Origin of the sequence: Streptomyces sp. NPDC001568, from assembly GCF_042893755.1 — a bacterium.
Classification (GTDB): Bacteria; Actinomycetota; Actinomycetes; order Streptomycetales; family Streptomycetaceae; genus Streptomyces.
Genome location: NZ_JBIAVF010000016.1, coordinates 66,189 through 93,167, shown reverse-complemented (window position 1 = coordinate 93,167; position 26,979 = coordinate 66,189). Strand labels below are relative to the sequence as shown.

The window sequence follows — 26,979 nt, the reverse complement described above, 5'->3', positions numbered from 1 at the left end:
ACGCCCCCCTGCTCAGGGGCCCGTGGTCACCAGGCCACGGGCAGCCGCTCGGGCAGCCGCTTGATGAACCCCGTCCGCCAGACGAGGTTCTCCGCCGGCACCGCGAGCCGCAGCTGCGGCAGCCGCTCGACCAGCACCTCCAGCGCGATCTCGGCGTGCGCCCGGCCCAGCGCCGAAGCCGGGCAGAAGTGCCGCCCGGCGCCGAAGGCGAGGTGCGCGTTCGCACTCTCCCGCTCCAGGTCCAGTTCGTCCGGGCTCTCGAACGCCTCCGGGTCGAAGTTGGCGCCCTCCAGCAGGACCAGGACCAGTTCGCCCTCCTTCACCAGGACGTCTCCTACCCGGACGTCCGCCAGCGCGATGCGCGGCAGCCCGTCCCCGACGGACAGGTTCCAGCGCAGCAGCTCGTCGACCGCCTTGCCCATCCGTTCCGGATGCGCGCGCAGGTAGCCGATCAGCTCCGGCCTCTGGAGCAGCGCGAGGACCGCGAGGACCAGGAACGCCGACGTGGACACCGCGCCCGCCCCGAACAGGGACACCGCGACCGTCGCGAACATCTCGTCCGTCAGGTGCGCCGACTCCGGATCGGCCTCCTTCAGGTCCGCGAACCGTCCGAGGAGCCCCGTACGCTCCTCGGCCGGCAGCGCGAGCTGAGCCTGCAACTGCCCGGCGAAATAGCCGACGTCCTTGTACCAGTTGAGCGCGGAGTCGGCGAACGGCTCGCGGGCGGTCATGAACGCGACGTCCAGACCCGACATCAGCCGGCGCCAGTCCTCGAACGGAACCCCCAGCACCTGGCAGTGCAGCGCCGCCGAGAAGGGGTCGGCGAACCCCGCCCGGAGATCCGCCGGACCGCCCTCGGCGGCGAGCAGGTCGAGGAGCTCGCCGGCCCGGGCGCGCAAGTGGTCCTGGAGCCCCTTCTGGCGCGGGTTGAGCGCCTTCATGACCGCGTTGCGCAGGCCGGCGCTGTTGATGTTGCCCATGTTGTTGACGACCTCGGGCGGGATCGTCAGCGCGTACTGTCGGGGCACCCCGGCGTTCGCGGTGTCCTTGAGGCTGAAGCGCTCGTCCTCCAGGACCTGCTTGGCCAACGCGTAGCTGCTCACCAGCCAGGCCGGGTCCCCGGTCAGGGTGCGGACCTTGGCGACCGGCGCCTTCTCGCGGAGCCAGGAGCACTCCTCGGGCAGTACGTCACCGCGCCGCGAGAGCGGGAAGTCGAGGAGCGGCTCCTGCTCCCGCCCGCCCGGGCCCTCAAGCTGCTCGACGCTCATCGGCGGTCCTCTCGGTGGTCGCGCGGTCCACGGTGCTCTGAGGTGCCGTGCCCTGCGGTGCGGTGGTGGTCGGGGGCGCGGCGTTCGCCGGCCCGGTGTCCGAGGCCCCGACGGCCTCGGGGCGCACGACGGCGTACGCCTGGTTGCGGGTGGCGCGCAGGCCCCCGCCCCGGGCGAAGAGGAGGTCCGTCATCGGCATCTTGACGTGGTAGGCCGCCACGGAGGACGGCACGTCGAGAATGCTCGGGGTGTCCACGAAGAAGGGCAGCTCCGCTGCCATGTAATCGAAACAGACCTGCAACTGGGCGTCGGTGATGGATTCACCTTCCGGCAACTTGGATCCGACGAAATGGAGGGCCATTTCCTCACAACCCTTGCGGAATGCGTCATCGGTCTCCAGGAAATGGAGCACGCGCCGGTGCAGAAGTTGGTACACGGGGTTCGACTCGAACTCCGAAAGCGCCCTCACTCGGATCTCGGCCTGCTGAGGTCCTGATTCCTCAACGCCCTTGAGAATCCTCCTCCGGACCGCCTTGATCTCTTTCGCCGCGCGCTTCTCCGCGTGCTCCGGGGTGTATCCGAAGGCGGCGAACATGCGGTCGACATGGAGGTCGGCGTAGACGAAGTCGACCTGCGCGAAGCGGGTCGTGGCCCATCGGGCCAGACTGGACACGCGCTCGGCACTGAAGTAGCTGTTGCCAGGACTCACTCCGATGAGCACATGGTCGCCGTCTTCCCAGATATGGCGGCAGGTGCGGGTGAAGGGCAGAACTTCGAATGATGCGTCAGCTGTGATCGTCACCTGTGTGATCGCCCTTGTTGCCGCTTGTCCCTGGGAGCCCTGCGCTCCCGGTGTGGCGGCAATGTCTGAACGTTATGCCGTGATCCCGGAGCGTGACAAGTGGCGGCCGGATTTCTTGGCCGGAATTATCACTTCCGCGTTACGGAAGGGTAATTGAATTTGTTTCTGCCGACCGAACGGGACCCGCGGGAGGCGGTCGGCCCGGCGGCCGCTACCCTGAGCCGGTCAACAAGCACCAAGAAGGGGTGGACCCAGTGGCGGACATCGAGAGCGCACGGGCGACGTTCGGCAGGTTCGACGCGGACGGCGACGGCTTCGTCACGGCCGACGAGTACAGCGCGGCCATGAAGGCCATGGGTGACGCGTTCGTCACCGGCGCCGTCGCGGACGCCGTCGTCGCCTCCAAGGACGCGAACGGCGACAAGCTGCTCAGCTTCGACGAGTTCTGGGCCTCCCTCAACAAGTAGGCCCACGCGCGGCGAGCCGGCCCGCGAGCCGAGCCGGCCCACGCCCGCCCACCGCCCCCGCCCGCGCCGGCGGGGGCGCGTCAGGCCGTGTCGCCGTCCTCCCGCGGGGCGTCCGGTGCGGTCATGCCGTCGACCTCGGCCAAGGCCTCCTCCAGCCAGCGCAGCCAGAACGTCTCCAGGGCGATGCCCCCGTGCAGCACGAGCCGGCGCAGCCGGTCCTCGACGGCGTCGCGGCCCGGCGGGAAGTCCTTCGCCTCGATGGCCTCGTACGTCTCCAACTGCCCCCGGTGCAGATCCAGATGGCGCCGCAGTTCGGGCAGCAACCCCTGCGGTCCCACGACGCCCGCCGCCCGGATGCGCAGCAGCAGTGGATCCCGCATCGGCTTGGGGTCCTGGCTCTCGCCGACCCACCGGGCCAGCTCCGCGCTGCCGGCGGGCAGCACCTCGTACTCCTTCTTCCGGCCCCGGACGGGCACCTCGCCGGGCAGCGCCCGGATCAGCCCGCTCTCCTCCAGCCGACCCAGCTCCCGGTAGATCTGCTGGTGCGTCGCGGACCAGAAGTACCCGATCGACCGGTCGAACCGCCGGGTCAGCTCCAGCCCCGACGAGGGCCTTTCGAGCAGGGCGGTGAGGATGGCGTGCGGGAGCGACATGCCGCCATCCTAGGGAGGCGCGGCGCCGCTCAACGCCAGGCGGCGAGCGCCTCGGGGACGCGCGGGCCCGGGGAGTCCTCGTCGAGCAGGCCGCGGGCGCGCAGGAAGGCCGTCACGGCAGGCGACCAGGCCTGGCGCAGGCCCGCCGAGGCCAGCAGGTCCGGGTCCGAGAGCAGGGCCGTCGCCGGCCCGGTGCGGATGCCCGTCGGGGTGAGGACGGCCGCGTCGTCGGCCCAGCGGACCGCGAGGTCCACGTCGTGGGTGGCCATCACCACCGTCGTGCCCGCCCGCCGCAGCCCCGCCAGGACGTCCAGCAGCCGTTCCTGGCCGTCCGGGTCCAGGCCGGCCGTCGGCTCGTCCAGGATCAGCACGCGCGGGGCCATCGCGACCGCTCCCGCGATGGCCGCGCGCTTGCGCTGGCCGTACGAGAGCAGGTGCGTGGGACGGTCCCGCAGCGCGGTGATGTCCAGGGCGGCCAGTGCGGAGTCGACCCGTTCGCGGACCTCCGGCGCGGCCAGCCCCAGGTTCATCGGGCCGAACGACACGTCCTGCTCGACGGAGGCCGCGAACAGCTGGTCGTCCGGGTCCTGGACCACCAGCTGCACCGACGTCCGCAGCCGGGTCAGGCCCGACCGGTCGTACGTCACCACGGCGCCGTCGAGGCGCAGTTCGCCCGAGCCGGGCCGCAAGCCGCCGCTGAGCAGCCGCATCAGCGTGGTCTTGCCGCTGCCGTTGCGGCCCAGCAGGACCAGTGCGCGGCCCGGCGCGATGCCGAAGTCCACGCCGGACAGGACGGCGGGACCGTCCTCGTAGGCGTAGCCCGCGCCGACCAGCTCCACCAACGGGGTCACGGATACAGCTCCTTCAGTACGAGGGTCAGGCCGACCAGGGAGGCCAGCAGGGCGGCGGACGCCGCCAGGAAGCGCCGGGACAGGGCCGCCTCGGGGACGAGCACCCGCAGCGCGCCGTCGTAGCCGCGCCCGGCCAGCCCCTCCTGGAGTCGGCCAGCGCGGTCGAAGGCCCGTACGAACGAGGTCGCCGCGAGCCCGGCCAGCGAACGCCACACCGCGGCCCGGTTCGTGTGCCCGAGGCGGGCCGCCTGGGCCCGGCGGACCTGGGCCATCGAGTCGAGCAACAGGAACCCGATCCGGTACATGACCAGGGCCACGTCCACGACGGGGGCCGGCACCCCGGCCCGCACCAGCCGGGGCAGCACGTCGGAGACCGGGGTGGTGAAGGCGAACAGCAGCACCCCGAGCGAGGCCGCCGAGGTGCGCAGGAGCAGCTCGGCGGCGTGCCGGGGCCCGTCGGGGGCGAGCGAGACGAATCCCGCCGGCCCGCCCAGGGACACCAGCAGCGGCAGCGCCCCCGTGCAGCAGAACCCGAGCGGCACCCGGAAGGCCCGCCACAACTGCCGGCCGGCGACCCCGGCGGGGCCGAGCAGCACCGCCAGGGTCGCCGCGGCGACCAGCGGCCCGCCGGGCCAGGGCGGCAGGCACACGGCGGTGACCGTCAGCCCCAGCCCCAGCAGGGCCTTCTCCAGCGGATGGCGCCGCCGCCAGCGGCTGCCGTGCGCCGCGACGTCGATCGGCAGCACCGCGCTAGCGCTCCGCGCCGGCCGCGGGGGCCGTACCCGCGTCGCCGCCGGTCCCGACGCCCGTCCCGGCAGCGCCGTCGGCCTCGGCGGCCGCGAGCGCCGCGCCCTGCCGGCGCCCCTTGCGCACGCCGAAGTAGTACGCGAGCACGCCCGCGCCCAGCGCCGCCTGGAGGGCGAACAGGGCCGACTCGATCTCGCCCGACGGGGGTTCGTACAGGGGGGAGAACCAGGGCTCGTAGTCCGGCTTCAGCTCGGTGATGGCCGCCTCGGCCTGCGCGTCGGCGCCGGCGAACGGCTCCTCCTTGCCGTCCCCGAGCCCCAGCGCGAGCGGGAGCACGGCCAGCGCCGCCACCAGGAGCAGCAGCAGGGTGTTGATCTTCGCGTTCCTGGTCATCGCGCCGCCGCCTCCTGCTTCGACTTGGTACCGGTCAGCCGGGCGACGCCCAGGCGCACCAGGTCGGACTTGCTCGACTGCATCAGCAGCCGCACCACGAGGACCGTCAGCAGGCCCTCGCTGACCGCGAGCGGGATCTGGGTGAGGGCGAAGATGCCCGCGAACTTCTCCAGCGCGCCGACGAACCCGCTCGCGGGGTCCGGGAAGGCCAGCGCCAGCTGGACGGAGGTCACGCAGTAGGTGACGAGGTCGGCGAAGAAGGCGCCGAAGAAGACGGTCACCATCAGCGGCACGTCGAACCTCTTCAGCAGTCGGTAGACCCCGTAGCCCGCCCAGGGTCCGGCGATGGCCATCGAGAAGACGTTGGCGCCGAGCGTGGTGAGCCCGCCGTGCGCCAGCAGCAGGGCCTGGAACAGCAGGGTGATCGTGCCGAGGACCGCCATGATCGGCGGCCGGAACAGGATCGCTCCCAGCCCGGTGCCGGTGGGGTGCGAGCAACTGCCCGTCACCGAAGGGATCTTCAGGGCGGAAAGGACGAATGTGAACGCTCCGGACGCCCCGAGCAGCAGGGTGCTCTCGGGATTGGCCTTCACCTCGCGGGTGAGGGCGCGCACACCGTGGACGACGAAGGGAGCGGATGCGGCGCCCCAGGCGACCGCGTGCAAAGGGGGCAGGAACCCCTCGGCTATATGCATGAGTAGGGAGACCTCTCCAGCACCTCGTGGATGGACGACGTGCCCCGGCCGGTCTCCTGGCTCACGGGTACTGATGCCCTGACTCCGCCTTCCCGGGGCCGTGCGGTCTCCCGCGCGGAACCCAGTGGCTTCCCGCAGGAATGGAGCCGGACTTCCCGATCACAGTGGCGAGGGCCGCACCGGTTTTCCACCGGTTTCCCGAACACCAAGGCCCGCTGACAGTAGTCGGCCGCGCGGACCGGCAACAACCCGGCCCCGCCGGCGGGCGGTGACCCGGGTGGGTGCGGCCCGATGGCGCCCGGGGCCCGGCCGGGCCAGCGTGGGGGAGTGGCTGACGACTCCTTCGACTACTCGGACCTCTCCGCCGTCTACGTGAACTGCACCCTCAAACGCTCGCCCGAACCCAGCAACACCGAGGGCCTCATCGCGCGCAGCCGCGCCGTCATGGAGGCCGCCGGCGCCCGTACGTCCCTGATCCGGGCCGTCGACCACGACATCGCCACCGGGGTCTGGCCGGACATGACCGAGCACGGGTGGGAGAGCGACCAGTGGCCGGTCCTGTACAGCCGGATCATGGACGCCGACATCCTCGTGCTCTGCGGCCCGATCTGGCTGGGCGACAACAGCTCCGTCATGAAGCAGGTGATCGAGCGGCTCTACGCCTGCTCCTCGATCCTCAACGAACGGGGCCAGTACGCCTACTACGGGCGCGTCGGCGGAGCCCTGATCACCGGCAACGAGGACGGCGTCAAACACTGCGCCATGAACGTCCTCTACAGCCTCCAGCACCTCGGCTACGCCGTCCCGCCGCAGGCCGACGCCGGTTGGATCGGCGAGGCCGGGCCGGGACCCTCCTACCTGGACCCGGGTTCGGGCGGCCCCGAGAACGACTTCACCAACCGCAACACGGCCTTCATGTCCTGGAACCTCATGCACCTGGCCGCGCTCATCAAGCGCGCCGGCGGTTTCCCCGCGCACGGCAACCAGCGCTCCGAGTGGGACGCGGGCTGTCGCCTCGACTTCCCCAACCCCGAGCACCGCTGAGCCGTCCGGAGGCGGACCGGTGGGCCGACCCCGACCGGTGACGACAGGGGGCCCGGGGTGTGCGACACCCCGGGCCCCCGACCGCGCGCGGGTCCCGTCAGGTCAGCACACGTTGGGGTGCGAGACGTCCACCACGACCCGTTCCGGGTTGTGCAGGACGGTGACGCCGTAGGCCGGCTTGGTGTCGAAGGCGGCGCCGAAGGTCACGTACCCCTCGTAGTCGCCGGTCATGGCGATGCCCTTCAGCTTGGGCAGGTAGATCTTCTGCAGCCGGGGGCCCTGGTAGACGTTCTGGCCGGCGTCGTCGTGGCCCGCGGCCGGGTTCAGGCGGATCTCCAGGAAGTACTTCCCGGCCAGCGGGACGGGCTTGCCCGACCCGTCGTAGACCAGCTTGGAAACGGGACTGACGTTGACCGTCGGGACGTAGCCCTGGAGGTCGATCACGATCCGGTCGAAGGTGCAGTGACCGCCCCAGCGGGCGTTCACGACGAGCGGAGTCTGGGTCCTGGTGGTGGAAGCGGCGGCGGAGGCGGCGGTGGCCGGACCGGCGAGTGCGAGTCCGGCGGTGAGCAGCGCGCCCGTGGCCAGGGCCACGATCCGCCGACGACGAGGGCGAAGCAGGTGACGCATGACGTCCCCCCGATTCTTCAGAGACGGGGACAGGGTTGTCATCGGGTAGGACACCCGAGGGGCGCCCACGGTTGCACGCCCGCGCCGCCCCGTTTCCGCCCGCTCCGGCGCCCCCCCCGGCCGCGCGGCGCACCGGGCGGCCGGTCAGTGCGCCAGCAGGGCGCTCACCTCGGCGTCGAGGTCGTAGTGGCGGCGCTCCTGACCGCGCGGGACCAGGACGGTCATCCGGCGACACAGCTCGCGGACGTCCTTGGCGCGGGCGGAGACCACGCAGTTCTGCAGGCCGTTGCTGAAGGCGAGGAAGACCCGCGGCTCCGAACGCTGCCGACGGGGCCACACCTGTATGTCCCCCTCGCCCGTCGCGGTGGCCTCCCCGTCGAGCAGCAGCTCCCGGGAGAAGACCCAGCGCGCCAGGTGGACCCCCGCGCCGCGGAAGTCCACGGCCAGCTCGTACGGCCGGTCCGTGCGGTACACGAAGACTCCCTGGAGGGGGACGGACACGGGAGCCGCCTCCAGCCGGAGCGGCAGGACGCGGTGCTCGGTGACGACGGTGTCCAACGGGTGAGCCTTCCTCTCGAACGGGGTCTTCCGGGGCCCTTCCGGCACGCTAGCCGACCCCCTCGGCCCGGCCGGGCGCCGAAGGTCCCGAGGCGGACGGGCCCCTGGACCCGTCCTCGGGGCCCGCGGGCAGCCGCAGGCCGACCAGGGCGGAGACCCCGGCGCCGAGCGCGCCGAGCAGCAGCAGGGCCGCGCCCGGGTTGACGTACGGGGGGACGGCGGCGAGCCGGCGGTGCGGGTCGCCGGGGATGTGGCATTCCAGCTCCAGCGGCAGGAAGGTCGCCCGGTAGCCGTCCACGCGGGCCATCCGGTCCTGCCCGACCGCCTTCAGGCAGGCGTCGAAGGTGCGGCTCTCGTCGAGGAACAGCAGCGGCAGGGTGCCCCACACGTAGAGGCCGACGGCCCCGGCCCCGCAGGCCGCGGCGATCCTGCGCCGGGGTGCTCGCGCGTTGAGCGCGTACGCCAGGAGGCCGGCGGCGGCGACCAGTCCGACCAGCACGATCGTGATCAGGGCGATCGGATTGTGCCCTTCAAATGACCCCGAGGCATGCGGACTTGGAGCCCAGTGCGATGTTTCCACGCTTCCCCCCTCGCCGGTACGCGAGATCGTAGCCGCCTCCTGCGACGCCCCTGCCCCGCCCCTGGTTCCGTACGCGGAAGAGCCCGCCCTCCGGCAAGGAGGACGGGCTCTTCGGGCGCGGCGGCGGGCCGCGCGGTCGCTACGGCAGCGGGTTCCAGACCAGCGACTCGTGCGAGTTGGACTGGCCGATGGCGGTGAAGCCGGAGCCGTTCGCCTGCGCGCCGTTGTTCTGGTTCGAGGCGCCGAAGCCGGAGGCGACCTGCTGTGCTGTGGAGGAGTTGCCGGCGTTGCTGCCGCCGACCCCGCTGCCGAGGATCTCGGCGAGGGCGGCGTTCGAGGCGGTGCCCGCGGCGCCGGCCCCGTTGTCGGCCTGTGCCGCGCCCGTGAAGAAGGCGGCGGCGAGGGGGAGCGATGCGAGCGCCGCCATCACGCGGATGCTGCGGGTGCTTGCCATGGTGAAGTCCTCCAGTACGCAAAACGGCATGATTCCAAGGCGGTTGGCCGACCGCCGGGTGGGACGCGACGTCGTGGGATCACCCTTGCGCACGTGATCATCAAGAACCAGCCCAGACCGGGTTGTTCCCCCTCAAGCGTGATCAACTCGATCCAAACCCCGAACCGGTGGCAATTTCGCATACCGGGAATGTCCGGATAGGTACTGGCGCGGAGGGGCCCGGCGCACCTGCGCCGGGCCCCTCCGTCACCGCCGCCCGGTCAGCCCGGGTCGGCGCCGGTCAGCACTCGATGACGTTGACCGCGAGGCCGCCGCGGGCGGTCTCCTTGTACTTGACCTTCATGTCCGCGCCGGTCTCCTTCATGGTCTTGATGACCTTGTCGAGGGAGACCTTGTGGCTGCCGTCGCCGCGCATGGCCATCTTCGCGGCGGTGACGGCCTTCACGGCCGCCATGCCGTTGCGTTCGATGCAGGGGATCTGCACCAGGCCGCCGACCGGGTCGCAGGTCAGCCCCAGGTTGTGCTCCATGCCGATCTCGGCGGCGTTCTCGACCTGCTCCGGGGTGCCGCCCAGGACCTCGGCGAGGGCGCCGGCCGCCATCGAGCAGGCCGAGCCGACCTCGCCCTGGCAACCGACCTCGGCGCCGGAGATCGAGGCGTTCTCCTTGAACAGCATGCCGATCGCGCCCGCCGCGAGGAGGAAGCGGACCACGCCGTCCTCGTCCGCGCCCGGCACGAAGTTCATGTAGTAGTGCAGGACCGCGGGCAGCACCCCGGCCGCGCCGTTCGTCGGGGCGGTCACCACGCGCCCGCCCGCCGCGTTCTCCTCGTTGACCGCCATCGCGTAGATGGTGGTCCACTCGCTGCGGTGCATCATCGGGTCGCCCTCGGTGCGCAGCTGGCGCGCCGTGGAGGCGGCCCGGCGCTTGACCCGCAGGCCGCCCGGCAGGATGCCCTCGCGGGACATGCCGCGAGCGACGCAGGACTGCATGACCCGCCAGATCTCCAGGAGGCCCTCGCGGATCTCCTCCTCGGTGCGCCAGGCCTTCTCGTTCTCCATCATCAGGGAGGAGATCGACAGGCCGGTCTCGTTGGCGAGGCGCAGCATCTCGTCGCCCGAGCGGAACGGGTACTTCAGCTCGGTGTCGTCGAGCTTGATCCGGTCCTCGCCGACCGCGTCCTCGTCGACGACGAAGCCGCCGCCGACCGAGTAGTACGTCTTCTCCAGGAGCGGGTTGCCGGCCTCGTCGTAGGCGAAGAGCGTCATGCCGTTCGCGTGGTACGGGAGCGATCGGCGGCGGTGCAGGATCAGCTGGTTGGGCTCGTCGAAGGCGATCTCGTGGCCATCGCCTATCTCCGCCCCCAGCAGCCGCAGCCGGCCGCTCTGCCGGATGCGCTCGACCTCGGCGTCGGCGGTCTCCACGTTCACCGTGCGGGGGGAATGCCCCTCCAGGCCCAGCAGCACCGCCTTGGGAGTGCCGTGGCCGTGGCCGGTGGCGCCGAGCGACCCGAAGAGCTCCGCGCGGACGGAGGCGGTCTGGGCGAGGACGCCGTCCTTCTTCAGCCGCGTGACGAACATGCGCGCCGCGCGCATCGGGCCGACCGTGTGGGAGGAGGACGGGCCGATACCGATGGAGAAGAGGTCGAAGACGGAGATGGCCACTGGCGGACTCCCTTGTCTGCTCGTGGGGTGGGAGGGGGCAGGAGGTGGAGCGGTGTGCTGATCGAGCGGTGTGGTGATCAAAGGGGCGGATCTGCGGATTTTGTCCGCTGGTCGAGCCTAACGCGTGCAGGTGAACGCCTCTGCTGCCGGACGTGGCGTTCAGGCGTGGGCCGGCTCGCGTTCCGGTTCCGGCGCCGGGGCGGCGGAGCCGTCCAGCACCGGGTCCGGGCCCGGCAGGCCCGCCCGGTGGGCCTTGACGCCGGCGTGCACGGCCCAGAAGTACGTGACGAGGGCCATGGCCGCCACGAGGGCGATGTCCAGTCCGCCCGGGATGGCGCCGCGGCCGCCGAAGTCGGTGGAGCCGAGCCAGGACAGCAGGGACAGGGCTCCGAGGAAGAAGACGATCCACCAGGCCGGGGCGAACTGGCGGGAGAGGTTCCGCTCGCCCTTGCGGGAGAGCACGAGCGCGGCGATCGGGGCGGCCAGCAGGGTCAGCGCGGTGACGATGCCGGTGTTCGGCCACTTCGACCAGTACAGGGCGCAGGCGGCGAAGACGAAGGTGAGCGGGCACAGGACCTTCGCCGCGGGCAGCCGGAAGGGGCGGGGCAGGTCGGGCTTGGTGCGACGGAAGACGCCGACCGCGACCGGACCGATCAGGTACGAGATCACCATCGCGGCCGAGATGACCGGCGCCAGGGTCTTCCAGCTGTGACCGACGGTCACCAGCAGCAGGACGGAGAACCCCAGGTTCAGCCACATCGCCGGGCGGGCGGTCCCGTACACGGGGTGCGTCTCCTTGAGCCGCTTGGGGAAGAACCCGGTCTCGGAGAGGTTCTGGACCATGTAGGCCGCCGAGGCCACGTTGGCGATGTTGGAGCCGGCGGGGGAGATGAAGGCGCCGAACTGGAGCATCACCACCACCCAGTGGATCATCAGCAGCTTGGCGAGGTCGGCGAACGGCGAGTTGAAGTTCACCCCGGACCAGCCGCCGGCCTGCGCCAGGTGCTCCGGCGGTACGGCGCCCAGGAAGGCCGCCTGGAGGGCGAGGTAGATGACCAGGCCCAGGGACAGCGCGCCGACCAGGGCGATCGGGATGGCCCGGCCCGGGTTCTTGGCGGCCCCGCCGAGGTTCACGACGGCCTGGAAGCCGTTGAAGGCGAAGACGACGCCCGAGGTGGTCACGGCGGTCAGGACGGCGGTCCAGCCGTTCGGTGCGAAGCCGCCGTGGGCGGAGAAGTTCTCGGAGTGGAAGCCGGAGGCGATCAGCGCGCCGACGGCGAGCACCGGGATCGCGAACTTGACCAGGGTCAGCGCCGCGTTGATCTTCGCCAGCAGCTGGACCGACCAGTAGCAGGACAGCCAGAGCACCACGGTGAGCGCCAGCGCGACGGCCATCCCGAAGCCGGTCAGTTGGTGGGACCCGGCGTCCACCAGGTCCTGCGCCCAGCCGAAGCTCCAGGAGGACATGTACTGGGTCGCCGCGATCGACTCGATGGGGATCAGGGAGGCGACCGCGATCCACACCGCCCAGCCGGTGATGAAGCCGAGCACCGGGCCGTGCGAGATGGCCCCGTACCGGGCCATGCCGCCGGGGATCGGGTAGGCGGCGCCCACCTCGGCGTAGGACATGGCGATCATGCCGATGAAGACGGCCCCGATGACCCAGGCGACGAGCGCCGCGGGGCCCGCGACCTGCGCGGCCGTGCCCGCACCGAAGAGCCAGCCCGATCCGAAGATCGAGCCGATGCCGATCATGATCAGCGCGAAGAGACTGAGTCCCTTCCTGTTCGCTGCGCTCATGTCCATGGGGAGGGTGTCCGTCCTGACGGGGATGCCGTGGCGTGCTGTCTTTATCGCGAGACTATTTGCCACTTTTTGAACGTTTAAGAGGCGATGGGCGGCATCCGCCGAGGACATTGGTCATGAAAAGGGCCCGGCCCTGTGGACAACACGGCCGGGCCCCGTCCGTCGACCGGAGGGACCGGAGCGACTAGAGCGTCGGGTACAGCGGGAACCTCGCGGCGAGCGCCGAGACGCGCGCCTTCAGGTCCGCCGCGTCGTATTCCGGCTTCAGCGCCTGCGCGATGACATCGGCGACCTCGGTGAAGGCCTCGGCGTCGAAACCGCGGGTGGCGAGCGCAGGCGTACCGATCCGCAGGCCCGAGGTCACCATCGGCGGCCGCGGGTCGTTCGGGATGGCGTTCCGGTTCACCGTGATGCCGACCTCGTGCAGGCGGTCCTCGGCCTGCTGGCCGTCGAGCTCCGAGTTGCGCAGGTCCACCAGGACCAGGTGCACGTCGGTGCCGCCGGTGAGGACGTCCACGCCCACGGCCTTGACGTCGTCCTGGACCAGGCGGGCGGCCAGGATGCGCGCGCCCTCCAGGGTGCGCACCTGGCGCTCCTTGAAGTCCTCCGAGGCCGCGATCTTGAAGGAGACGGCCTTGGCCGCGATCACGTGCTCCAGCGGGCCGCCCTGCTGGCCCGGGAAGACCGCGGAGTTGATCTTCTTGGCCAGCTCCTGCGTCGACAGGATGACACCGCCGCGCGGACCGCCGAGGGTCTTGTGCGTGGTGGTGGTGACGACGTGGGCGTGCGGCACCGGGTTCGGGTGCAGACCCGCGGCGACCAGACCGGCGAAGTGCGCCATGTCGACCATCAGGTACGCGCCGACCTCGTCCGCGATGCGGCGGAAGGCGGCGAAGTCCAGCTGGCGCGGGTACGCGGACCAGCCGGCGACGATCAGCTGCGGCTTGGACTCCTTGGCGAGGCGCTCGACCTCGGCCATGTCGACCTCGCCGGTCTCGTCGACGTGGTACGGGACCACGTTGTAGAGCTTGCCGGAGAAGTTGATCTTCATGCCGTGGGTCAGGTGACCGCCGTGGGCCAGGTTCAGGCCCATGATCGTGTCGCCCGGCTTCAGCAGCGCGAACATCGCGGCGGCGTTCGCCTGCGCACCGGAGTGCGGCTGCACGTTCGCGGCCTCGGCGCCGAAGAGCGCCTTGATCCGGTCGATCGCGATCTGCTCGACGACGTCGACGTGCTCGCAGCCGCCGTAGTAGCGGCGGCCGGGGTAGCCCTCGGCGTACTTGTTGGTCAGGACCGAGCCCTGGGCCTCCATGACGGCGACGGGAGCGAAGTTCTCCGACGCGATCATTTCCAGGGTGGACTGCTGGCGCACGAGTTCGGCGTCGACGGCGGCGGCGACGTCGGGGTCGAGCTCGTGGAGGGGCGTGTTCAGTACGGACATCAAGATCCCCTGGGGTGTCAGTTGTCGGAGTGGGTGAGCGCGGCGTACTCCTCGGCCGAGAGCACGTCCTTGGGCTCGTCCGAGAGTCGCACCTTGAACAGCCAGCCACCCTCGAACGGGGCCGTGTTCACGAGGGCCGGGTCGTCCACGACGTCCTGGTTGGCCTCGACGACCTCGCCGGAGACGGGGGAGTACAGGTCGCTGACCGACTTGGTCGACTCCAGCTCGCCACAGGTCTCGCCCTCGGTGACGGTGTCGCCGACCTCGGGGAGCTGGGCGTAGACGACGTCACCGAGCGCGTTGGCCGCGAACTCCGTGATGCCGACCGTCGCGACGCCGTCCACGGCGTCCGACAGCCACTCGTGCTCCTTGGTGTAACGCAGCTGCTGGGGGTTGCTCATGACCTGATTCTCCTGGATGCGGGGGAGTGGATACGAACAGCGGTCTTGGATGCTGGGACGCCACGGGACGGCACGGGACGCCACCGTACGGGTGTCCGTACGGCCGGTCCGTGCCGCGTCGCCGTGTGCGGGACTACTTCTGCCGCTTGTAGAACGGCAGGGCCACGACCTCGTACGGCTCATGCGTACCGCGAATGTCGACGCCCACGCCGGACGTGCCCGGTGCGGCGTGCTCCGCGTCGACGTACGCCATCGCGATCGGCTTGCCCAGCGTCGGGGACGGGGCGCCCGAGGTGACCTCGCCGATGACCCGGCCGTCGGCGACGACGGGGAAGCCGGCGCGCGGGACGCGGCGGCCCTCGGCGATCAGACCGACCAGCTTGCGCGGCGCCTTCGTGGCGGCCTTCTCGGCGGCGGCCTCCAGCGCGGCGCGGCCGACGAAGTCGCCCTCCTTCTCGAACTTCACGACCCGGCCCAGACCCGCGTCGAACGGGGTGAGGGAGGTGGTCAGCTCGTGCCCGTACAGCGGCATGCCCGCTTCCAGGCGCAGCGTGTCGCGGCAGGACAGGCCGGCCGGGACCAGGCCGACGCCCGCGCCCGCCTCGGTGAGCGCCTGCCACAGCGCCACGGCGTGCTCGGGGGAGACGAACAGCTCGAAGCCGTCCTCGCCCGTGTAGCCCGTACGCGCGATCAGCGCGGGCACGCCCGCGACGGTGCCCGGCAGGCCCGCGTAGTACTTCAGCCCGTCCAGGTCGGCGTCCGTGAGGGACTTCAGGATGCCGGGGGACTCGGGGCCCTGGACGGCGATCAGCGCGTACGCGTCACGGTCGTCACGGACCTCGGCGTCGAAGCCGGCGGCGCGCTCGGTGATCGCGTCCAGCACGACCTGGGCGTTGGAGGCGTTGGCGACGACCATGAACTCGGTCTCGCCCAGGCGGTAGACGATCAGGTCGTCGAGGATCCCGCCGTCCTCCCGACAGATGTGCGTGTAGCGGGCGCGGCCGACACCGACGGTCGAGATGTTGCCGACCAGCGCGTAGTCCAGCACCTTGACGGCCTCGGGGCCGGTCAGGGTGATCTCGCCCATGTGGGACAGGTCGAACAGGCCGGCGCGGGTGCGCACGGCGTTGTGCTCGTCGCGCTCACTGGCGTACCGCAGCGGCATGTCCCAGCCCGCGAAATCGGTCATGGTCGCACCGAGCGAGCGGTGCAGCGCGTCGAGCGCGGTCAGGCGGGGGGCAGTGCTCATGGGTGTGGCTCCCGGGTCCCAGGGCATGACATGACGAGGACGATCCTCCCCATCTGTCATCGGAACCTGAGAGGTTCGCCGGGAGTTCCCGCGCGTACGGGTCAACTCCACGGTTTGCACCTTGGGTGGAGCACGCTCCGACGACCGTCGGGACGGTCGTGTCGCGGCTCGCTTTTCAGATCTGCCTCATCCACGCGGTACGGGGCCTGAGAGATTCAAGGGAGGTACTTGCTCCTTCGGCGCCCGGGCACGGCCTTGCGGCCTGCCGGGACTCTCCCGCGCGGATTCAAGCGGCCGGTATGCAGTTGGTGTCCAGATGGCGCACATCATTGCACGGGACGTCGGGGACCGGGTGGCGGGGCCCGGAAGAAAGCGGAGAGCGGAACCGGGCGCGCCGGATTACCGTCTCTTTACACTCAGTGGGCAGGGGGCTCGTGCGGCCCCGTTTCGGGGGGAGACGCTGTGTGGAGGTTCGGAGTGGTCACCACAACGGGACCCATCGACGGGCTCGACGGGCTCGACGGGCTGGACGGGGTCCCGACCCAGCGGGGCGCGGGCGTGGATCCGCGGATCCACGCGGAGGGCGTCGGCCCGGTCCGTGACCTGCGCGGATCCGCCGCGCGCGGCCCGCACCGGCTCGGCTGGTCGGCGGGGGACATCGTCGTGGTGTCCGGGCTGCCCGGCGGCGGCAAGAGCACCCTGATCAAGCGCGCCACCGAAGGCGGCGGCATCGACTCCCAGGACGCCCGCGAGCGCTGGGAGCGCCGGATGCCGGCCGCGCTGCCCTACGCCGCGTACCGGCCGCTCGTCCGCGTCGCCCACTACTGGGGGCTGTGGCGCAAGCTCAGCTCCGGCGATTCCGTAGTGGTGCACGACTGCGGCACGCAGAGCTGGGTACGGGGCCTGCTCGCCGCCGTCGCCCGCCGCCGGGGCCGCTCGCTGCACCTGTTGCTGCTGGACACCACCGCCGAGGAGGCGCTCTCCGGGCAGGCGGCGCGGGGGCGTCGGGTGTCCGCGTACGCCTTCGCGCGCCACCGCGGCGCCGTCCGCCGGCTGCTCCGCGAGGCCGAGGCCGGACGGCCGCCCGCGGGCTGCGCCTCGGCGACGCTGCTCGACCGCCGCTCGGCCGCCGCCGTGACCTCCATCGCCTTCCACGGCTGACTCCGACCGGGCCCGTCCGCAGCCGATAGCCTCGGCAGCACATCGGCGCCACACGGAGGGCAGGGGTACATGCAGGGCAGCGGCTGGCCGGCGAACGAGTTGGAGCAGGTGCTCGGGGCGGCGCTCGGGCGGACGGACGCCGGGGAGCGGATCGTCGAGGTGCTCGGGCGCAGCCCGCTCTGGGTGCCGCTGCCCGAGGGCGGCGGCCCGGAGCAGGGCAGCCTCAGCCTTCCCACGATGCTGATCGGCGGGGAGGCGTACGTCCCCGTCTACAGCTCGGAGGCCCAGTTCCGGTACTGCGCCGGCCCCGGCATGGACTTCGTGATCGCCCCCGCCGTGGAGTTCGCGCGCGGCCTGCCCCCGCAGCTCGGCATCGCCGTGAACCCGGAGGGGGCCGTCGGGGTGCCGCTGCCGCCGGCCGCCGTCGCCGAGCTCTGCCGGGCCGGGCGGGGTCCGCTGGACGGCCCGGCCACCGGGGGCCGCGTACGGCTCTTCGAGCCCGACTGGCAGGAGGACCCGGTCGACTTCCTGGCCGTCGCCGCAGAGGAGTTCCGCGGCACCGGAGTGGTCGCCGCCGCCCACCGTTGTCTGGCGAGCGTGGAGGGCGGGGCCCCCGAGCTGTACGTCGGTGTCCGGCTGGTGGGATGGGACCCCGAGTTCCGCGGCGCCCCGCTGGAGGCCCTCGGGCGGGCCCTGGCGCGCGTACCGGTGCCCTGGACCGTGCAGTTGATCCTGCTCGACGCCGCCGAGGACCCGGTCACGGAGTGGATTCGTGAGCGCGTACGCCCCTTCTACCTCCCGTAGCGCCGCTTAAGCTGGTCGGTACGGGTGGACGACGGGCGGACGAAGAGGGGTACCGGGTGAGTGCGTCAGGCACGGCCGCGGCCGGGCAGGTCGAGCACATGCTGCGCCAGGTGACTCCCGGGCGCTATGAGAGCTACGAGTCATTGCTGCACGGCCTCGCCGAGGGGCGGCTGTGGATGCTGTTGTGGCAGGGGCAGCCGGGCTCACCGGACGCCCAGTACGGCGGCATGGAGGTCGAGGGCCTCGGTTACGCGCCCTGCGTGACCTCGCCGCAGGAACTGGCCGCGAGCGGCTGGAACCGCGGCTACGAAGTGGTCACCGGCCGGGACATCGCCCGCGCCCTGTACCCGGACCGCTGGGGGCTGTGGGTCAATCCGCACGCCCAGGGCGGCGGCCTCGGCGTGCCGTGGGCCGACCTGCGCCGGATCGCCACCGGCCTGGACCGGATGCCGGCGGGCCCGCTGCGGCTCTCCGAGCCCTCCCTGGAGCTGCCCCAGTTCTACGGGCTGCTGACCCGTCACGCGCACCGCACGCCCGCCGTGCGCTCGCTGCGCCGCGCCTGGGTGCAGCCCTCGCTGGGGTCGGCGTACCTGGCGGTGGGGCTCGACCTCTACGACGCCTCCGCGCCCGCGCTGGAATCCGTACGGGAGATGATGCGGCAGTCGGTCGGGGCGGTGCCCGAGGGGGTGCCGGTGTGCACGGTCGCGCTGGCCGACGAGCACGACCCGGTGGCGATGTGGCTGCGCGCGCAGACCCGGCCGTTCTACGACCGGGAGGGTCAGGCGGCGGTCCACTAGCGGGCGCCGGAGGCCGCCGGGGCGCTCCCGGAGGGCCTTCACCAGGTCACCTACAGGGAAAACGGGCAGCTTCCCGCACTCTGGGACGGACCCCTTCGACGGACTTCGGGCCGCCGGGAACCACGGTTCCCGGCGGCCTTCGCCTTGTCCGGATTTCATCCCTGTTGGGCGCCCAATAGACGCACTCCTCCAGGGAGTTGGGCGTGATGTCCGGTTAGGTACCGAACGGCCGGTCTTGCTCCGCTGAGCCGACAGCGGAGTCCGGATAACGGGAACCGATGCGTCAGATCACGGTTGCGCATCCATTCATCTGCGGGTCTGGCGGCTGGTCGAGCGCCCGATGAAGACTCCCCACCCAAGAGCCGGTCAGTCCTCCAGGACCCGGTTCGGCACGTGGACTTCGCTTGTTGTTTCCGCACGGCACTTCCCGCACTTTCCGCACTTCAGCTGCTCCGCACCCTGCACTCCGCACGCGTTCTGCGTGTACCACGCACTCCGAGCGCCACTCCGCACCAACGCCGCCACAGCGGCGGGCATGGGCCGACCACCCGTCGGCCGAGAGGGGTCCCCACCACGATGACGGCACCACTGCACGACACGAGCGCGGAAACACCCGCACCCGTGTCCGTAGCCGACGTCCCTGCCAAAGCCATCGAAGGCCGTTCGCCCGGCCGCATCGCCTGGATGCGGCTCAAGCGTGACAAGGTCGCGCTGACCGGCGGCGTGGTCGTGATCCTGTTGATCCTGATCGCGGTGTTCGCACCGCAGATCGTGAGCCTGTTGGGCCACCCGCCCAACGAGTTCCACGAGGACATGATCGACCCGGACCTGGGCACACCGATCGGCTCCTTCGGCGGCATGAGCTCCGAGTTCCTGCTGGGCGTCGAACCGACCAACGGGCGCGACGTGTTCAGTCGGATCGTCTACGGCGCCCGCATCTCGCTGGTCGTGGCCTTCCTGGCGGCCTTCGTGTCGGTCGTCATCGGCAGCTTCCTCGGCGCGCTGGCGGGCTTCCTCGGCGGCTGGGTCGACGGCGTCATCAGCCGCCTGATGGACCTGCTGCTGGCCTTCCCGCAGTTGCTGTTCACCATCGCCCTGGTCTCGGTCGTCCCCAACTCCCTTCTGGGCTTCGAGGGTTCGGGCGTCCGGATGGGCGTGCTGATCATCGTCATCGGCTTCTTCGGCTGGCCGTACATCGGCCGCATCGTCCGCGGCCAGACGATCTCCCTGAGGGAGCGCGAGTACGTCGAGGCGGCCCGCAGCCTGGGCGCCGGCCGCGGCTACATCCTGATCAAGGAGCTGCTGCCCAACCTGGTCGCGCCGATCCTCGTCTACGCGACGCTGATCATCCCGACCAACATCCTGACGGAAGCGGCCCTCAGCTTCCTCGGCGCCGGCGTCAAGCCGCCCACCGCCTCCTGGGGAAAGATGCTGTCCGACGCCATCCCCATCTACCAGGACGACCCCATGTACATGGTGGTCCCGGGTATCACGATCTTCATCACCGTCCTGGCGTTCAACCTCTTCGGGGACGGGCTGCGTGACGCACTCGACCCCAAGGGCAGCTGAACCGCTTCTCGATTCACCCACCTATGGAGGTTGGACAATAGTGATCCGCAGAAAGCAGGCACTCGCGATCACCGCCGTGATCGCCGCCCTGTCCCTGACCGCCGCGTGCGGTGACGGCGACGGCAAGAAGTCCGAGGGCAAGGGCGGTGACGGCGGAGCCGCGTTCAACGCGGCCACCACCGGCCTCGTGAACCCGTCGGACGCCAAGGGCGGGGAGCTCAAGCTCTGGTCGCCGCAGGACGTCGACTACCTCGACCCGGCGCGTGCCTACTACGGCTTCGTGTGGAACATGCAGCGCCTCTACGTGCGCCAGCTGCTCGCGTACGACAGCAAGCCGGGGGAGGCGGGCACCAAGCTGGTCCCGGACCTCGCCGAGGCCCTGCCGGTGCTCAGCAACGACGGCAAGACCTACACCGTCAAGCTGAAGGACGGCGTCAAGTTCGAGGACGGTACGCCGGTCACCTCGAAGGACATCAAGTACGGCATCGAGCGCGTCTTCGCGCAGGACGTGCTGTCCGGTGGTCCGACGTACCTGATCGACCTGCTCGACCAGGGCCAGAAGTACCCCGGCCCGTACAAGGACACCGACCCGAACAAGATGGGTCTGAAGTCGGTCGAGACGCCGGACGACAAGACGGTCGTCTTCAACCTGGCGTCCGCCAACTCCGACTTCAGCTACCTGCTGGCCATGCCGTCCTCCTCGCCGGTCCCGGCGGCCAAGGACACGGGCGCCACCTACACCAACAAGCCGCTGTCCACCGGCCCTTACAAGGTGGAGAGCTTCACCGCGGGCAAGGGTGCCACCTTCGTCCGCAACGAGAACTGGGACCCGAAGACCGACACGATCCGCAAGGGTCTGCCGGACAAGGTGACCTTCACGGTGACGACCAACCCGGACGACATGGACCAGCGCCTGCTGTCCGGTGACATCGACCTCGCGGTCGACGGCACGGGCATGCAGCAGGCCGGCAAGAACAAGGTCCTCAAGGACGAGAAGCTCAAGAAGAACGCGGACAACCCGTTCACGGGCTACATCCGCTACTTCGCCTTCCCGCAGTCCGTCGCGCCGTTCGACAACGTCGAGTGCCGCAAGGCCGTCATCTACGCGGCCGACCCGAAGTCGCTGCAGACCGCCCGTGGCGGCCCGACCAGCGGTGACCTCGGCGCCAACATGCTGCCGCCCGGCATCCCCGGCTCGGACAAGGGCTTCGACCCGTTCGGCCTGACGAAGGGCGAGCCGCAGGAGGCCAAGGCCAAGGAGGCCCTCAAGGCCTGTGGCAAGCCTGACGGCTTCGAGACCACCATCGCCGTGCGCAACAACCGCGCGCCCGAGGTGAAGAGCGCGGAGTCCCTGCAGGCGGCCCTCGCCAAGGTCGGCATCAAGGCGACGATCGACCAGTACGACGGCAAGCTCTCCTCCTCCACGATCGGTTCGCCCGAGAACGTGAAGAAGAAGAACTACGGCATCATCGTCATGGGTTGGGGTGCCGACTACAACTCCGGCGCCGGCTTCCTCCAGCCCCTGGTCGACGGCTCGTTCATCCTGCCGAACGGCAACAACAACTACACCGAGCTGAACGACCCCGAGGTCAACGGTCTCTTCGACAAGGCCGCCTCCGCGGCCACGCCCGAGGCCGCCGCTCCGTTCTACACGGAGATCAACAAGAAGGTCATGGAGAAGGCCCTCTACCTGCCGATCAACTTCGACAAGGCCTTCGTCTACCACAACCCGCGCCTGACGAACGTCTACTTCAACGACTCCATGGGCAAGATCGACCTTGCCACGGTGGGCATCGCCGCCAAGTAGTCGCAGGCCAGGTTCAAAGCAACTCAGCACGCAAGTAAGTGCCTTCACCGCACATGCGCTAGTCCGAAGGGCAGGTGAAGGCCGCAGGCGGTGGCCGCCGTCCCCACGAGGGACGGCGGCCACCCGCCCCGGGCGGCCGACTGCAGTGCTCGTCTACCTCATACGGCGGCTGTTCAACGTCGCCGCCACGCTGCTGGTGGTCTCCGTGGTCACCTTCGGCATCTTCTTCGCGGTCCCGAAGCTGACCGGCAGCGATCCCGCGCTCATGTACGCCGGCCGCGAGACCAACGAGACCGCCCTGGCGGGCATCCGCGTGAAGATGGGCTTCGACAAGCCCATCTCCGAGCAGTACCTGCTCTTCCTCAAGGGCATCTTCGTCGGCCGCGACTACGACGGCGGCACGGATGTCACGCACTGCGCGGCGCCCTGCTTCGGTTACTCCTTCAAGACCGAGGCCCCCGTCTGGGAGACGATGATCGACCGCATGCCGGTCACCCTCTCGCTCGCCCTCGGGGCGGCCGTGATCTGGGTCATCGCCGGTGTGGCCACGGGCGTCGTCTCCGCGCTCAAGCGCCGCACCGCCATCGACCGGACCGTCATGGTCGGCGCCCTCGCCGGCGTCTCCCTGCCGATCTTCTTCACCGGCATGGTGGCCCCCGCGATCTTCGTCTACGGCCTCGGCTGGTTGGACGTCTCCAACTACCAACCACTCACCGAGGATCCACTGGCCTGGCTGAACAGCCTGATCCTGCCCTGGATCACCCTGGCCTTCCTCTTCGCCGCGACCTACGCCCGCATCACCCGGGCGACCATGCTCGAAGTGCTCGGCGAGGACTACATCCGCACCGCCCGCGCCAAGGGGCTCAAGGAGGGCGTGGTCATCCGCAAGCACGCCCTGCGCTCCACGCTCACCCCGATCGTCACCATGTTCGGCCTCGACCTCGGCGGACTCCTCGGCGGTGCGGTGCTCACCGAGACGACCTTCAACTTCCAGGGCCTGGGCACGGCCGCCGTGGCCGCCATCGGCGCCGGCGACCTCCCCGTGATCATGGGAGTGACCCTGCTCGCCGCGCTCTTCGTGGTGATGGCAAACCTGATCGTGGACCTGCTGTACGCCGTCATCGACCCGCGCGTGAGGCTGACGTGACCGAGACCCCCGCCTCCACCCCCACCGCCTCCGGCGGGCCCGCCTTCGTCCCCGAACAGGCCGGCCCGCGGGACGGCGCGTACCTCTCCGTACGCGACCTGCGGGTGCACTTCCCGACCGACGACGGCCTCGTCAAGTCCGTCGACGGGCTCTCCTTCGACCTGGAACGCGGCAAGACCCTCGGCATCGTGGGGGAGTCCGGCTCCGGCAAGTCGGTGACCTCGCTGGCCATCATGGGCCTGCACCGCACCGGCAACGCCCGCAGCCGCCCGCACATCTCCGGCGAGGTCCGGCTGGACGGCGAGGACCTCGTCGCCGCCGACGCCGACCACGTGCGCAAGCTCCGCGGCCGCAAGATGGCGATGGTCTTCCAGGACCCGCTCTCGGCGATGCACCCGTACTACACGGTCGGCGCGCAGATCATCGAGGCCTACCGCACCCACCACAAGGTCGACAAGAAGACCGCCCGCAAGCGGGCCGTCGAGATGCTCGACCGGGTCGGCATCCCCGAGCCCCACCGGCGCGTGGACGGCTACCCCCACGAGTTCTCCGGCGGCATGCGCCAGCGCGCGATGATCGCCATGGCGCTCGTCAACAACCCCGAGCTGCTCATCGCGGACGAGCCGACCACCGCCCTGGACGTCACCGTCCAGGCGCAGATCCTGGACCTGATCCGAGACCTGCAGAAGGAGTTCGGCTCCGCGGTCATCATGATCACGCACGACCTGGGCGTGGTCGCCGAGATGGCCGACGAGATCCTCGTGATGTACGGCGGCCGGTGCGTCGAGCGCGGCACCGCCGAGAAGGTCTTCTACGAGCCCCGGCACCCCTACACCTGGGGCCTGCTCGGCTCGATGCCGCGCATCGACCGCGACCAGACCGAGCGCCTCATCCCGGTCAAGGGTTCGCCCCCCAGCCTCATCAACATCCCGAGCGGCTGCGCCTTCAACCCGCGCTGCCCCTACGCCGACGTCCCCAAGGGCGGCATCACCCGCACCCAGCGGCCCGAGCTGGTCCAGGACGACAGCCGGCACTGGTCCGCCTGCCACATGTCGCAGGACGAGCGGACCCGGATCTGGACCGAAGAGATTGCGCCGAAGCTGTGACCGACGACATGAAGAAGGACACCGCGAAGGGCACCGCGACGGACCCCACCGCGGACGCCGGCGCCAAGGGATCCGAGGCGGAGCCGCTGCTGAGGGTGACCGGCCTGGTCAAGCACTTCCCCATCAACAAGGGACTGCTGCGCCGCCAGACCGGCGCGGTGAAGGCCGTGGACGGCATCGACTTCGACGTCCGCCGCGGTGAGACGCTCGGCGTCGTCGGCGAGTCCGGCTGCGGCAAGTCCACGATGGGCCGGCTGATCACGCGCCTGCTGGAGCCGACGGGCGGCACGGTCGAGTTCGAGGGACGCGACATCACGCACCTCGGGGTCGCCGGGATGCGTCCGCTGCGCCGCGACGTGCAGATGATCTTCCAGGACCCGTACGGTTCGCTGAACCCGAGGCACACCGTCGGCACCATCGTCGGCGCCCCGTTCAAGCTCCAGGGGGTCTCCCCGGAAGGCGGGCTCAAGACCGAGGTGCAGCGGCTGCTGTCGCTCGTGGGCCTCAACCCGGAGCACTTCAACCGCTACCCGCACGAGTTCTCGGGCGGCCAGCGCCAGCGCATCGGCATCGCCCGCGCCCTGGCCCTGAACCCGAAGCTGGTCGTCGCCGACGAGCCGGTGTCCGCGCTGGACGTGTCGATCCAGGCCCAGGTGGTCAACCTGCTGGACGACCTCCAGGAGGAGCTCGGCCTCACGTACGTGATCATCGCGCACGACCTGTCGGTCATCCGGCACGTCTCGGACCGCATCGCGGTGATGTACCTCGGCAAGATCGTGGAGCTGACCGACCGCAAGTCGCTCTACGAGAACCCGATGCACCCCTACACCAAGGCGCTGCTGTCGGCCGTGCCCGTGCCGGACCCGCGGCGGCGCGGCGCCAAGAGCGGCCGCATCCTGCTCAAGGGCGACGTGCCCTCGCCGATCTCCCCGCCGAGCGGCTGCCGCTTCCACACCCGGTGCTGGAAGGCCACGCAGATCTGCACGACGCAGGAGCCGCCGATGCTGTCCCTGGCCACCGGCCACCAGGTCGCCTGCCACCACCCCGAGAACGCCCCGGACCAGGCTCCGGGCGACAAGGCCCTGCCCGGCGCGGCGGACGCGGTGGTGTCGGTCCCGGAGTAGCGGACGAGACCGACACCGGCGACGGTGCGGGGCCCCCGGGACACGTCCCGGGGGCCCCGCACCGTTTCCGGGCGACAATGGCGGGGTGCTCCACGATCTCTTCCCGCCCGGCATCCAGCACGCCCTGGACCTCGCGGGCATTTTTGTCTTCGCCACCGCGGGCGCGCTGCTCGCCGTGCGCAAGAACTTCGACGTCTTCGGCATCGCCGTGCTCGCCCTGGTCACCGCCCTCGGCGGCGGGCTGCTGCGCGACCTGTGCATCGGTGCCGTCCCGCCGGCGGCCTTCGGGGAGCTGAGCTTCTTCGTCACGCCCCTGATCGCCGCCGCACTCGTCTACTTCCTGCATCCCGAGGTCCAGCGCATCAACCGGGCCATCAACGTGTTCGACGCCGCCGGCCTCGGCCTGTTCTGCGTCACGGGCACCACCAAGGCGTACGAGTACGGCCTCGGGCTGACCGCCTCCGCCGCGCTCGGCCTGGCCACGGCGGTCGGCGGCGGCGTGCTGCGCGACGTCCTGGCCAACGAGGTGCCGTCGCTGCTGCGCGACCGGGAGATGTACGCCGTGCCGGCCGTCGTGGGGGCGGCCATGGTGGCCCTCTTCATCGCCTTCGACACGTTGAACGCCGTGACGACCGGCCTCGCGATCGTCACCACCTTCGTGCTGCGGCTGCTCGCCATGCGCTATCACTGGCGGGCGCCGCTGGCCTGGAACCGGCGCTCGTCGGTGGCCGAGGAGCCGTAGCGGGGGCGGTGGGGCGGCCGGGGCCGGGCACGCAAACAAAAGCTACCGCTTAGTAGCCTCCCGGTATACCGTCGTTCCATGGCATACGCAGCGGCCCAGGCCTCCATCGGCGACAGCGAATTCGACCGCGACACCGGCATCTCCCCGCGCGCGGGCGAGCCCGGCGCGTACGACGCGGAACTCTCCGCCGGCTGGACGATCATCACCGCCGTCAACGGCGGCTACCTGCTGGCCCTGGTCGGCCGGGCCCTGTCGGCCGCCCTGCCGCACCCGGACCCGTTCACCGTCTCCGCGCACTACCTGACCTCCTCGGTGCCCGGTCCCGCCGTCATCCGCACCCAGGTCGTCCGCGTCGGCCGCACCCTGTCCACCGGCCAGGCCTCGCTGTTCCAGTTCGACGAGAACGGCGCCGAGGTCGAGCGCATCCGCGTCCTCGCCTCCTACGGCGACCTCGCCGCGCTGCCCGACGCCGTGCACACCGCCGCCGCGCCGCCCGCCTTCCCCGCGTACGAGGACTGCTTCGGAGCCGAGGCCGGCCCGGCCCCCATCCCCGGCAGCTCCGCCATCGTCGACCGCCTCCGGCTGCGGCTGGACCCGGCGACCGCCGGCTGGGCCGTCGGGGCGCCCTCCGGCAAGGGCGAGATGCGGGCCTGGTTCGAGCTGGCCGACGGGCGCGACCCCGACCCGTTCTCGCTGCTCCTCGCGGTGGACGCGCTGCCGCCGACCGCCTTCGACCTCGGGCTGGTCGGCTGGGCCCCGACCGTCGAACTGACCACCCACATCCGTTGCCGCCCGGCCCCCGGTCCGCTGCGCGTCTCCATCACCACCCGCAACATGGCGGGCGGCTTCCTGGAGGAGGACGCCGAGGTCTGGGACTCCGCGGACCGGCTCGTGGCCCAGTCCCGCCAGCTCGCGCGGGCGCCGAGGTAGGGCTCCCCGCGGTGCCGGCCGGCGGGGGCCGTGCGGTTACCCCCGCCCGCCGGGGACCCGGCGCCCGGGGGACTCGTAGAATCGGGGGAT

The 26,979-nt window shown here is 71.0% G+C and carries 28 protein-coding genes and 2 riboswitches; of the genes, 12 read left to right on the top strand and 16 right to left on the bottom strand.

Going from position 1 to position 26,979, the window contains the following annotated elements; genetic code table 11:
* Positions 1 to 26: 26 nt before the first annotated feature.
* Together ACFY0I_RS27720 and ACFY0I_RS27715 are read right to left on the bottom strand one after the other, a co-directional pair.
* Positions 27 to 1,268, bottom strand: a complete 1,242-nt coding sequence (locus ACFY0I_RS27720) for a cytochrome P450 (RefSeq protein WP_388900930.1) — start codon at positions 1,266 to 1,268, stop codon at positions 27 to 29.
* Positions 1,249 to 2,070 (bottom strand): tRNA-dependent cyclodipeptide synthase, encoded by an 822-nt coding sequence (locus ACFY0I_RS27715; RefSeq protein WP_388900929.1) that lies wholly within the window; start codon positions 2,068 to 2,070, stop codon positions 1,249 to 1,251. Before ACFY0I_RS27715 ends, ACFY0I_RS27720 begins: the two co-directional genes overlap by 20 nt.
* Before the next feature lie 254 nt (positions 2,071 to 2,324).
* Here ACFY0I_RS27715 and ACFY0I_RS27710 point away from each other — a divergent pair, with 254 nt between their 5' ends.
* A complete protein-coding gene (locus ACFY0I_RS27710; RefSeq protein ID WP_362880244.1) occupies positions 2,325 to 2,537 on the top strand; it encodes an EF-hand domain-containing protein in 213 nt (70 codons plus the stop codon).
* 80 nt (positions 2,538 to 2,617) lie between these two features.
* On the opposite strand, the gene ACFY0I_RS27705 is transcribed toward ACFY0I_RS27710, so the two are convergent.
* Genes ACFY0I_RS27705 through ACFY0I_RS27685 form a run of 5 tightly spaced genes read right to left on the bottom strand, consistent with a single transcriptional unit; the run spans position 2,618 to position 5,876 of the window.
* Complete coding sequence (locus tag ACFY0I_RS27705) at positions 2,618 to 3,190, bottom strand: PadR family transcriptional regulator (RefSeq protein ID WP_388900927.1); 573 nt, start codon at positions 3,188 to 3,190, stop codon at positions 2,618 to 2,620.
* 29 nt (positions 3,191 to 3,219) lie between these two features.
* Positions 3,220 to 4,041 carry an energy-coupling factor ABC transporter ATP-binding protein gene (locus tag ACFY0I_RS27700; RefSeq protein WP_388900926.1) on the bottom strand — a complete coding sequence of 274 codons (822 nt, stop codon included), beginning with the start codon at positions 4,039 to 4,041 and terminating at the stop codon, positions 3,220 to 3,222.
* Complete coding sequence (cbiQ, locus tag ACFY0I_RS27695; RefSeq protein WP_388900924.1) at positions 4,038 to 4,787, bottom strand: cobalt ECF transporter T component CbiQ; 750 nt, start codon at positions 4,785 to 4,787, stop codon at positions 4,038 to 4,040. The genes ACFY0I_RS27700 and cbiQ overlap by 4 nt, the downstream gene beginning before the upstream one ends.
* A 4-nt stretch (positions 4,788 to 4,791) precedes the next feature.
* Positions 4,792 to 5,181, bottom strand: a complete 390-nt coding sequence (locus tag ACFY0I_RS27690) for an energy-coupling factor ABC transporter substrate-binding protein (RefSeq protein ID WP_388900922.1) — start codon at positions 5,179 to 5,181, stop codon at positions 4,792 to 4,794.
* Entirely contained in the window at positions 5,178 to 5,876 is a 699-nt protein-coding gene (locus ACFY0I_RS27685; RefSeq protein ID WP_388900920.1) for an energy-coupling factor ABC transporter permease, read from the bottom strand. The genes ACFY0I_RS27690 and ACFY0I_RS27685 overlap by 4 nt, the downstream gene beginning before the upstream one ends.
* 28 nt (positions 5,877 to 5,904) lie before the next feature.
* Positions 5,905 to 6,101, bottom strand: a riboswitch (cobalamin riboswitch).
* Between the two features lie 66 nt (positions 6,102 to 6,167).
* Here ACFY0I_RS27685 and ACFY0I_RS27680 point away from each other — a divergent pair.
* The gene (locus ACFY0I_RS27680; RefSeq protein WP_388900918.1) at positions 6,168 to 6,920 is read left to right on the top strand and encodes a flavodoxin family protein; all 753 of its coding nucleotides are present in this window, start codon (positions 6,168 to 6,170) and stop codon (positions 6,918 to 6,920) included.
* Between the two features lie 102 nt (positions 6,921 to 7,022).
* Here ACFY0I_RS27680 and ACFY0I_RS27675 read toward each other — a convergent pair whose 3' ends face one another.
* From ACFY0I_RS27675 to gcvT, 9 genes are all read right to left on the bottom strand, one after another.
* Positions 7,023 to 7,550 carry a hypothetical protein gene (locus ACFY0I_RS27675; RefSeq protein WP_388900916.1) on the bottom strand — a complete coding sequence of 176 codons (528 nt, stop codon included), beginning with the start codon at positions 7,548 to 7,550 and terminating at the stop codon, positions 7,023 to 7,025.
* A gap of 144 nt (positions 7,551 to 7,694) precedes the next feature.
* Positions 7,695 to 8,108 carry an SsgA family sporulation/cell division regulator gene (locus tag ACFY0I_RS27670; protein WP_388900914.1) on the bottom strand — a complete coding sequence of 138 codons (414 nt, stop codon included), beginning with the start codon at positions 8,106 to 8,108 and terminating at the stop codon, positions 7,695 to 7,697.
* Between the two features lie 49 nt (positions 8,109 to 8,157).
* The gene (locus ACFY0I_RS27665; RefSeq protein WP_388900912.1) at positions 8,158 to 8,607 is read right to left on the bottom strand and encodes a hypothetical protein; all 450 of its coding nucleotides are present in this window, start codon (positions 8,605 to 8,607) and stop codon (positions 8,158 to 8,160) included.
* A gap of 220 nt (positions 8,608 to 8,827) precedes the next feature.
* Positions 8,828 to 9,142, bottom strand: coding sequence for a hypothetical protein (locus tag ACFY0I_RS27660; RefSeq protein ID WP_388900911.1), 315 nt, complete (start codon positions 9,140 to 9,142; stop codon positions 8,828 to 8,830).
* A 280-nt stretch (positions 9,143 to 9,422) separates the two neighbouring features.
* Positions 9,423 to 10,805 carry an L-serine ammonia-lyase gene (locus tag ACFY0I_RS27655; protein WP_388900909.1) on the bottom strand — a complete coding sequence of 461 codons (1,383 nt, stop codon included), beginning with the start codon at positions 10,803 to 10,805 and terminating at the stop codon, positions 9,423 to 9,425.
* Between the two features lie 159 nt (positions 10,806 to 10,964).
* Positions 10,965 to 12,611, bottom strand: coding sequence for an APC family permease (locus ACFY0I_RS27650; RefSeq protein ID WP_388900907.1), 1,647 nt, complete (start codon positions 12,609 to 12,611; stop codon positions 10,965 to 10,967).
* Between the two features lie 184 nt (positions 12,612 to 12,795).
* Positions 12,796 to 14,052 (bottom strand): serine hydroxymethyltransferase, encoded by a 1,257-nt coding sequence (gene glyA / locus ACFY0I_RS27645; RefSeq protein WP_388900905.1) that lies wholly within the window; start codon positions 14,050 to 14,052, stop codon positions 12,796 to 12,798.
* Between the two features lie 17 nt (positions 14,053 to 14,069).
* On the bottom strand, positions 14,070 to 14,453 hold the full coding sequence (gene gcvH / locus ACFY0I_RS27640) for a glycine cleavage system protein GcvH (RefSeq protein ID WP_362880262.1): 384 nt from the start codon (positions 14,451 to 14,453) through the stop codon (positions 14,070 to 14,072).
* 133 nt (positions 14,454 to 14,586) lie between these two features.
* Complete coding sequence (gcvT, locus tag ACFY0I_RS27635) at positions 14,587 to 15,702, bottom strand: glycine cleavage system aminomethyltransferase GcvT (RefSeq protein ID WP_388900903.1); 1,116 nt, start codon at positions 15,700 to 15,702, stop codon at positions 14,587 to 14,589.
* Between the two features lie 185 nt (positions 15,703 to 15,887).
* Positions 15,888 to 15,991, bottom strand: a riboswitch (glycine riboswitch).
* 188 nt (positions 15,992 to 16,179) lie between these two features.
* On the opposite strand from gcvT, the gene ACFY0I_RS27630 reads away from it, so the two are divergent.
* The 10 genes from ACFY0I_RS27630 (at position 16,180) to ACFY0I_RS27585 (ending at position 26,889) form a co-directional block, all read left to right on the top strand.
* Positions 16,180 to 16,863: an AAA family ATPase gene (locus ACFY0I_RS27630; protein ID WP_388900901.1), complete on the top strand. Its 684-nt coding sequence runs from the start codon at positions 16,180 to 16,182 to the stop codon at positions 16,861 to 16,863.
* Positions 16,864 to 16,932: 69 nt separating this feature from the next.
* Positions 16,933 to 17,667: an enhanced serine sensitivity protein SseB gene (locus ACFY0I_RS27625; RefSeq protein ID WP_388900899.1), complete on the top strand. Its 735-nt coding sequence runs from the start codon at positions 16,933 to 16,935 to the stop codon at positions 17,665 to 17,667.
* A 56-nt stretch (positions 17,668 to 17,723) separates the two neighbouring features.
* Positions 17,724 to 18,464, top strand: a complete 741-nt coding sequence (locus ACFY0I_RS27620; protein WP_388900897.1) for an enhanced serine sensitivity protein SseB C-terminal domain-containing protein — start codon at positions 17,724 to 17,726, stop codon at positions 18,462 to 18,464.
* Positions 18,465 to 19,040: 576 nt separating this feature from the next.
* The gene (locus ACFY0I_RS27615) at positions 19,041 to 20,033 is read left to right on the top strand and encodes an ABC transporter permease (RefSeq protein WP_388900895.1); all 993 of its coding nucleotides are present in this window, start codon (positions 19,041 to 19,043) and stop codon (positions 20,031 to 20,033) included.
* Positions 20,034 to 20,073: 40 nt separating this feature from the next.
* On the top strand, positions 20,074 to 21,840 hold the full coding sequence (locus ACFY0I_RS27610; protein ID WP_388900894.1) for an ABC transporter substrate-binding protein: 1,767 nt from the start codon (positions 20,074 to 20,076) through the stop codon (positions 21,838 to 21,840).
* Between the two features lie 145 nt (positions 21,841 to 21,985).
* Positions 21,986 to 22,987 carry an ABC transporter permease gene (locus ACFY0I_RS27605; RefSeq protein ID WP_388900893.1) on the top strand — a complete coding sequence of 334 codons (1,002 nt, stop codon included), beginning with the start codon at positions 21,986 to 21,988 and terminating at the stop codon, positions 22,985 to 22,987.
* Between the two features lie 98 nt (positions 22,988 to 23,085).
* Positions 23,086 to 24,093, top strand: coding sequence for an ABC transporter ATP-binding protein (locus tag ACFY0I_RS27600; protein ID WP_388901116.1), 1,008 nt, complete (start codon positions 23,086 to 23,088; stop codon positions 24,091 to 24,093).
* Positions 24,094 to 24,101: 8 nt separating this feature from the next.
* The gene (locus ACFY0I_RS27595) at positions 24,102 to 25,217 is read left to right on the top strand and encodes an ABC transporter ATP-binding protein (RefSeq protein ID WP_388901115.1); all 1,116 of its coding nucleotides are present in this window, start codon (positions 24,102 to 24,104) and stop codon (positions 25,215 to 25,217) included.
* A gap of 85 nt (positions 25,218 to 25,302) precedes the next feature.
* A complete protein-coding gene (locus tag ACFY0I_RS27590; RefSeq protein WP_388900892.1) occupies positions 25,303 to 25,959 on the top strand; it encodes a trimeric intracellular cation channel family protein in 657 nt (218 codons plus the stop codon).
* Positions 25,960 to 26,037: 78 nt separating this feature from the next.
* Positions 26,038 to 26,889, top strand: a complete 852-nt coding sequence (locus tag ACFY0I_RS27585; RefSeq protein ID WP_388900891.1) for a thioesterase family protein — start codon at positions 26,038 to 26,040, stop codon at positions 26,887 to 26,889.
* Positions 26,890 to 26,979 lie beyond the last annotated feature (90 nt).

Excerpts from the sequence above, each read along its gene's own strand:
- ACFY0I_RS27720 (WP_388900930.1), bottom strand. The coding sequence starts at position 1,268 with ATGAGCGTCGAGCAGCTTGAGGGCCCGGGCGGGCGGGAGCAGGAGCCG.
- ACFY0I_RS27705 (WP_388900927.1), bottom strand. The coding sequence starts at position 3,190 with ATGTCGCTCCCGCACGCCATCCTCACCGCCCTGCTCGAAAGGCCCTCG.
- ACFY0I_RS27690 (WP_388900922.1), bottom strand. The coding sequence starts at position 5,181 with ATGACCAGGAACGCGAAGATCAACACCCTGCTGCTGCTCCTGGTGGCG.
- ACFY0I_RS27685 (WP_388900920.1), bottom strand. The coding sequence starts at position 5,876 with ATGCATATAGCCGAGGGGTTCCTGCCCCCTTTGCACGCGGTCGCCTGG.
- ACFY0I_RS27680 (WP_388900918.1), top strand. The coding sequence starts at position 6,168 with ATGGCGCCCGGGGCCCGGCCGGGCCAGCGTGGGGGAGTGGCTGACGAC.
- ACFY0I_RS27675 (WP_388900916.1), bottom strand. The coding sequence starts at position 7,550 with ATGCGTCACCTGCTTCGCCCTCGTCGTCGGCGGATCGTGGCCCTGGCC.
- ACFY0I_RS27660 (WP_388900911.1), bottom strand. The coding sequence starts at position 9,142 with ATGGCAAGCACCCGCAGCATCCGCGTGATGGCGGCGCTCGCATCGCTC.
- ACFY0I_RS27650 (WP_388900907.1), bottom strand. The coding sequence starts at position 12,611 with ATGGACATGAGCGCAGCGAACAGGAAGGGACTCAGTCTCTTCGCGCTG.
- glyA (WP_388900905.1), bottom strand. The coding sequence starts at position 14,052 with ATGTCCGTACTGAACACGCCCCTCCACGAGCTCGACCCCGACGTCGCC.
- gcvH (WP_362880262.1), bottom strand. The coding sequence starts at position 14,453 with ATGAGCAACCCCCAGCAGCTGCGTTACACCAAGGAGCACGAGTGGCTG.
- gcvT (WP_388900903.1), bottom strand. The coding sequence starts at position 15,702 with ATGAGCACTGCCCCCCGCCTGACCGCGCTCGACGCGCTGCACCGCTCG.
- ACFY0I_RS27625 (WP_388900899.1), top strand. The coding sequence starts at position 16,933 with ATGCAGGGCAGCGGCTGGCCGGCGAACGAGTTGGAGCAGGTGCTCGGG.
- ACFY0I_RS27615 (WP_388900895.1), top strand. The coding sequence starts at position 19,041 with ATGACGGCACCACTGCACGACACGAGCGCGGAAACACCCGCACCCGTG.
- ACFY0I_RS27595 (WP_388901115.1), top strand. The coding sequence starts at position 24,102 with ATGAAGAAGGACACCGCGAAGGGCACCGCGACGGACCCCACCGCGGAC.
- ACFY0I_RS27585 (WP_388900891.1), top strand. The coding sequence starts at position 26,038 with ATGGCATACGCAGCGGCCCAGGCCTCCATCGGCGACAGCGAATTCGAC.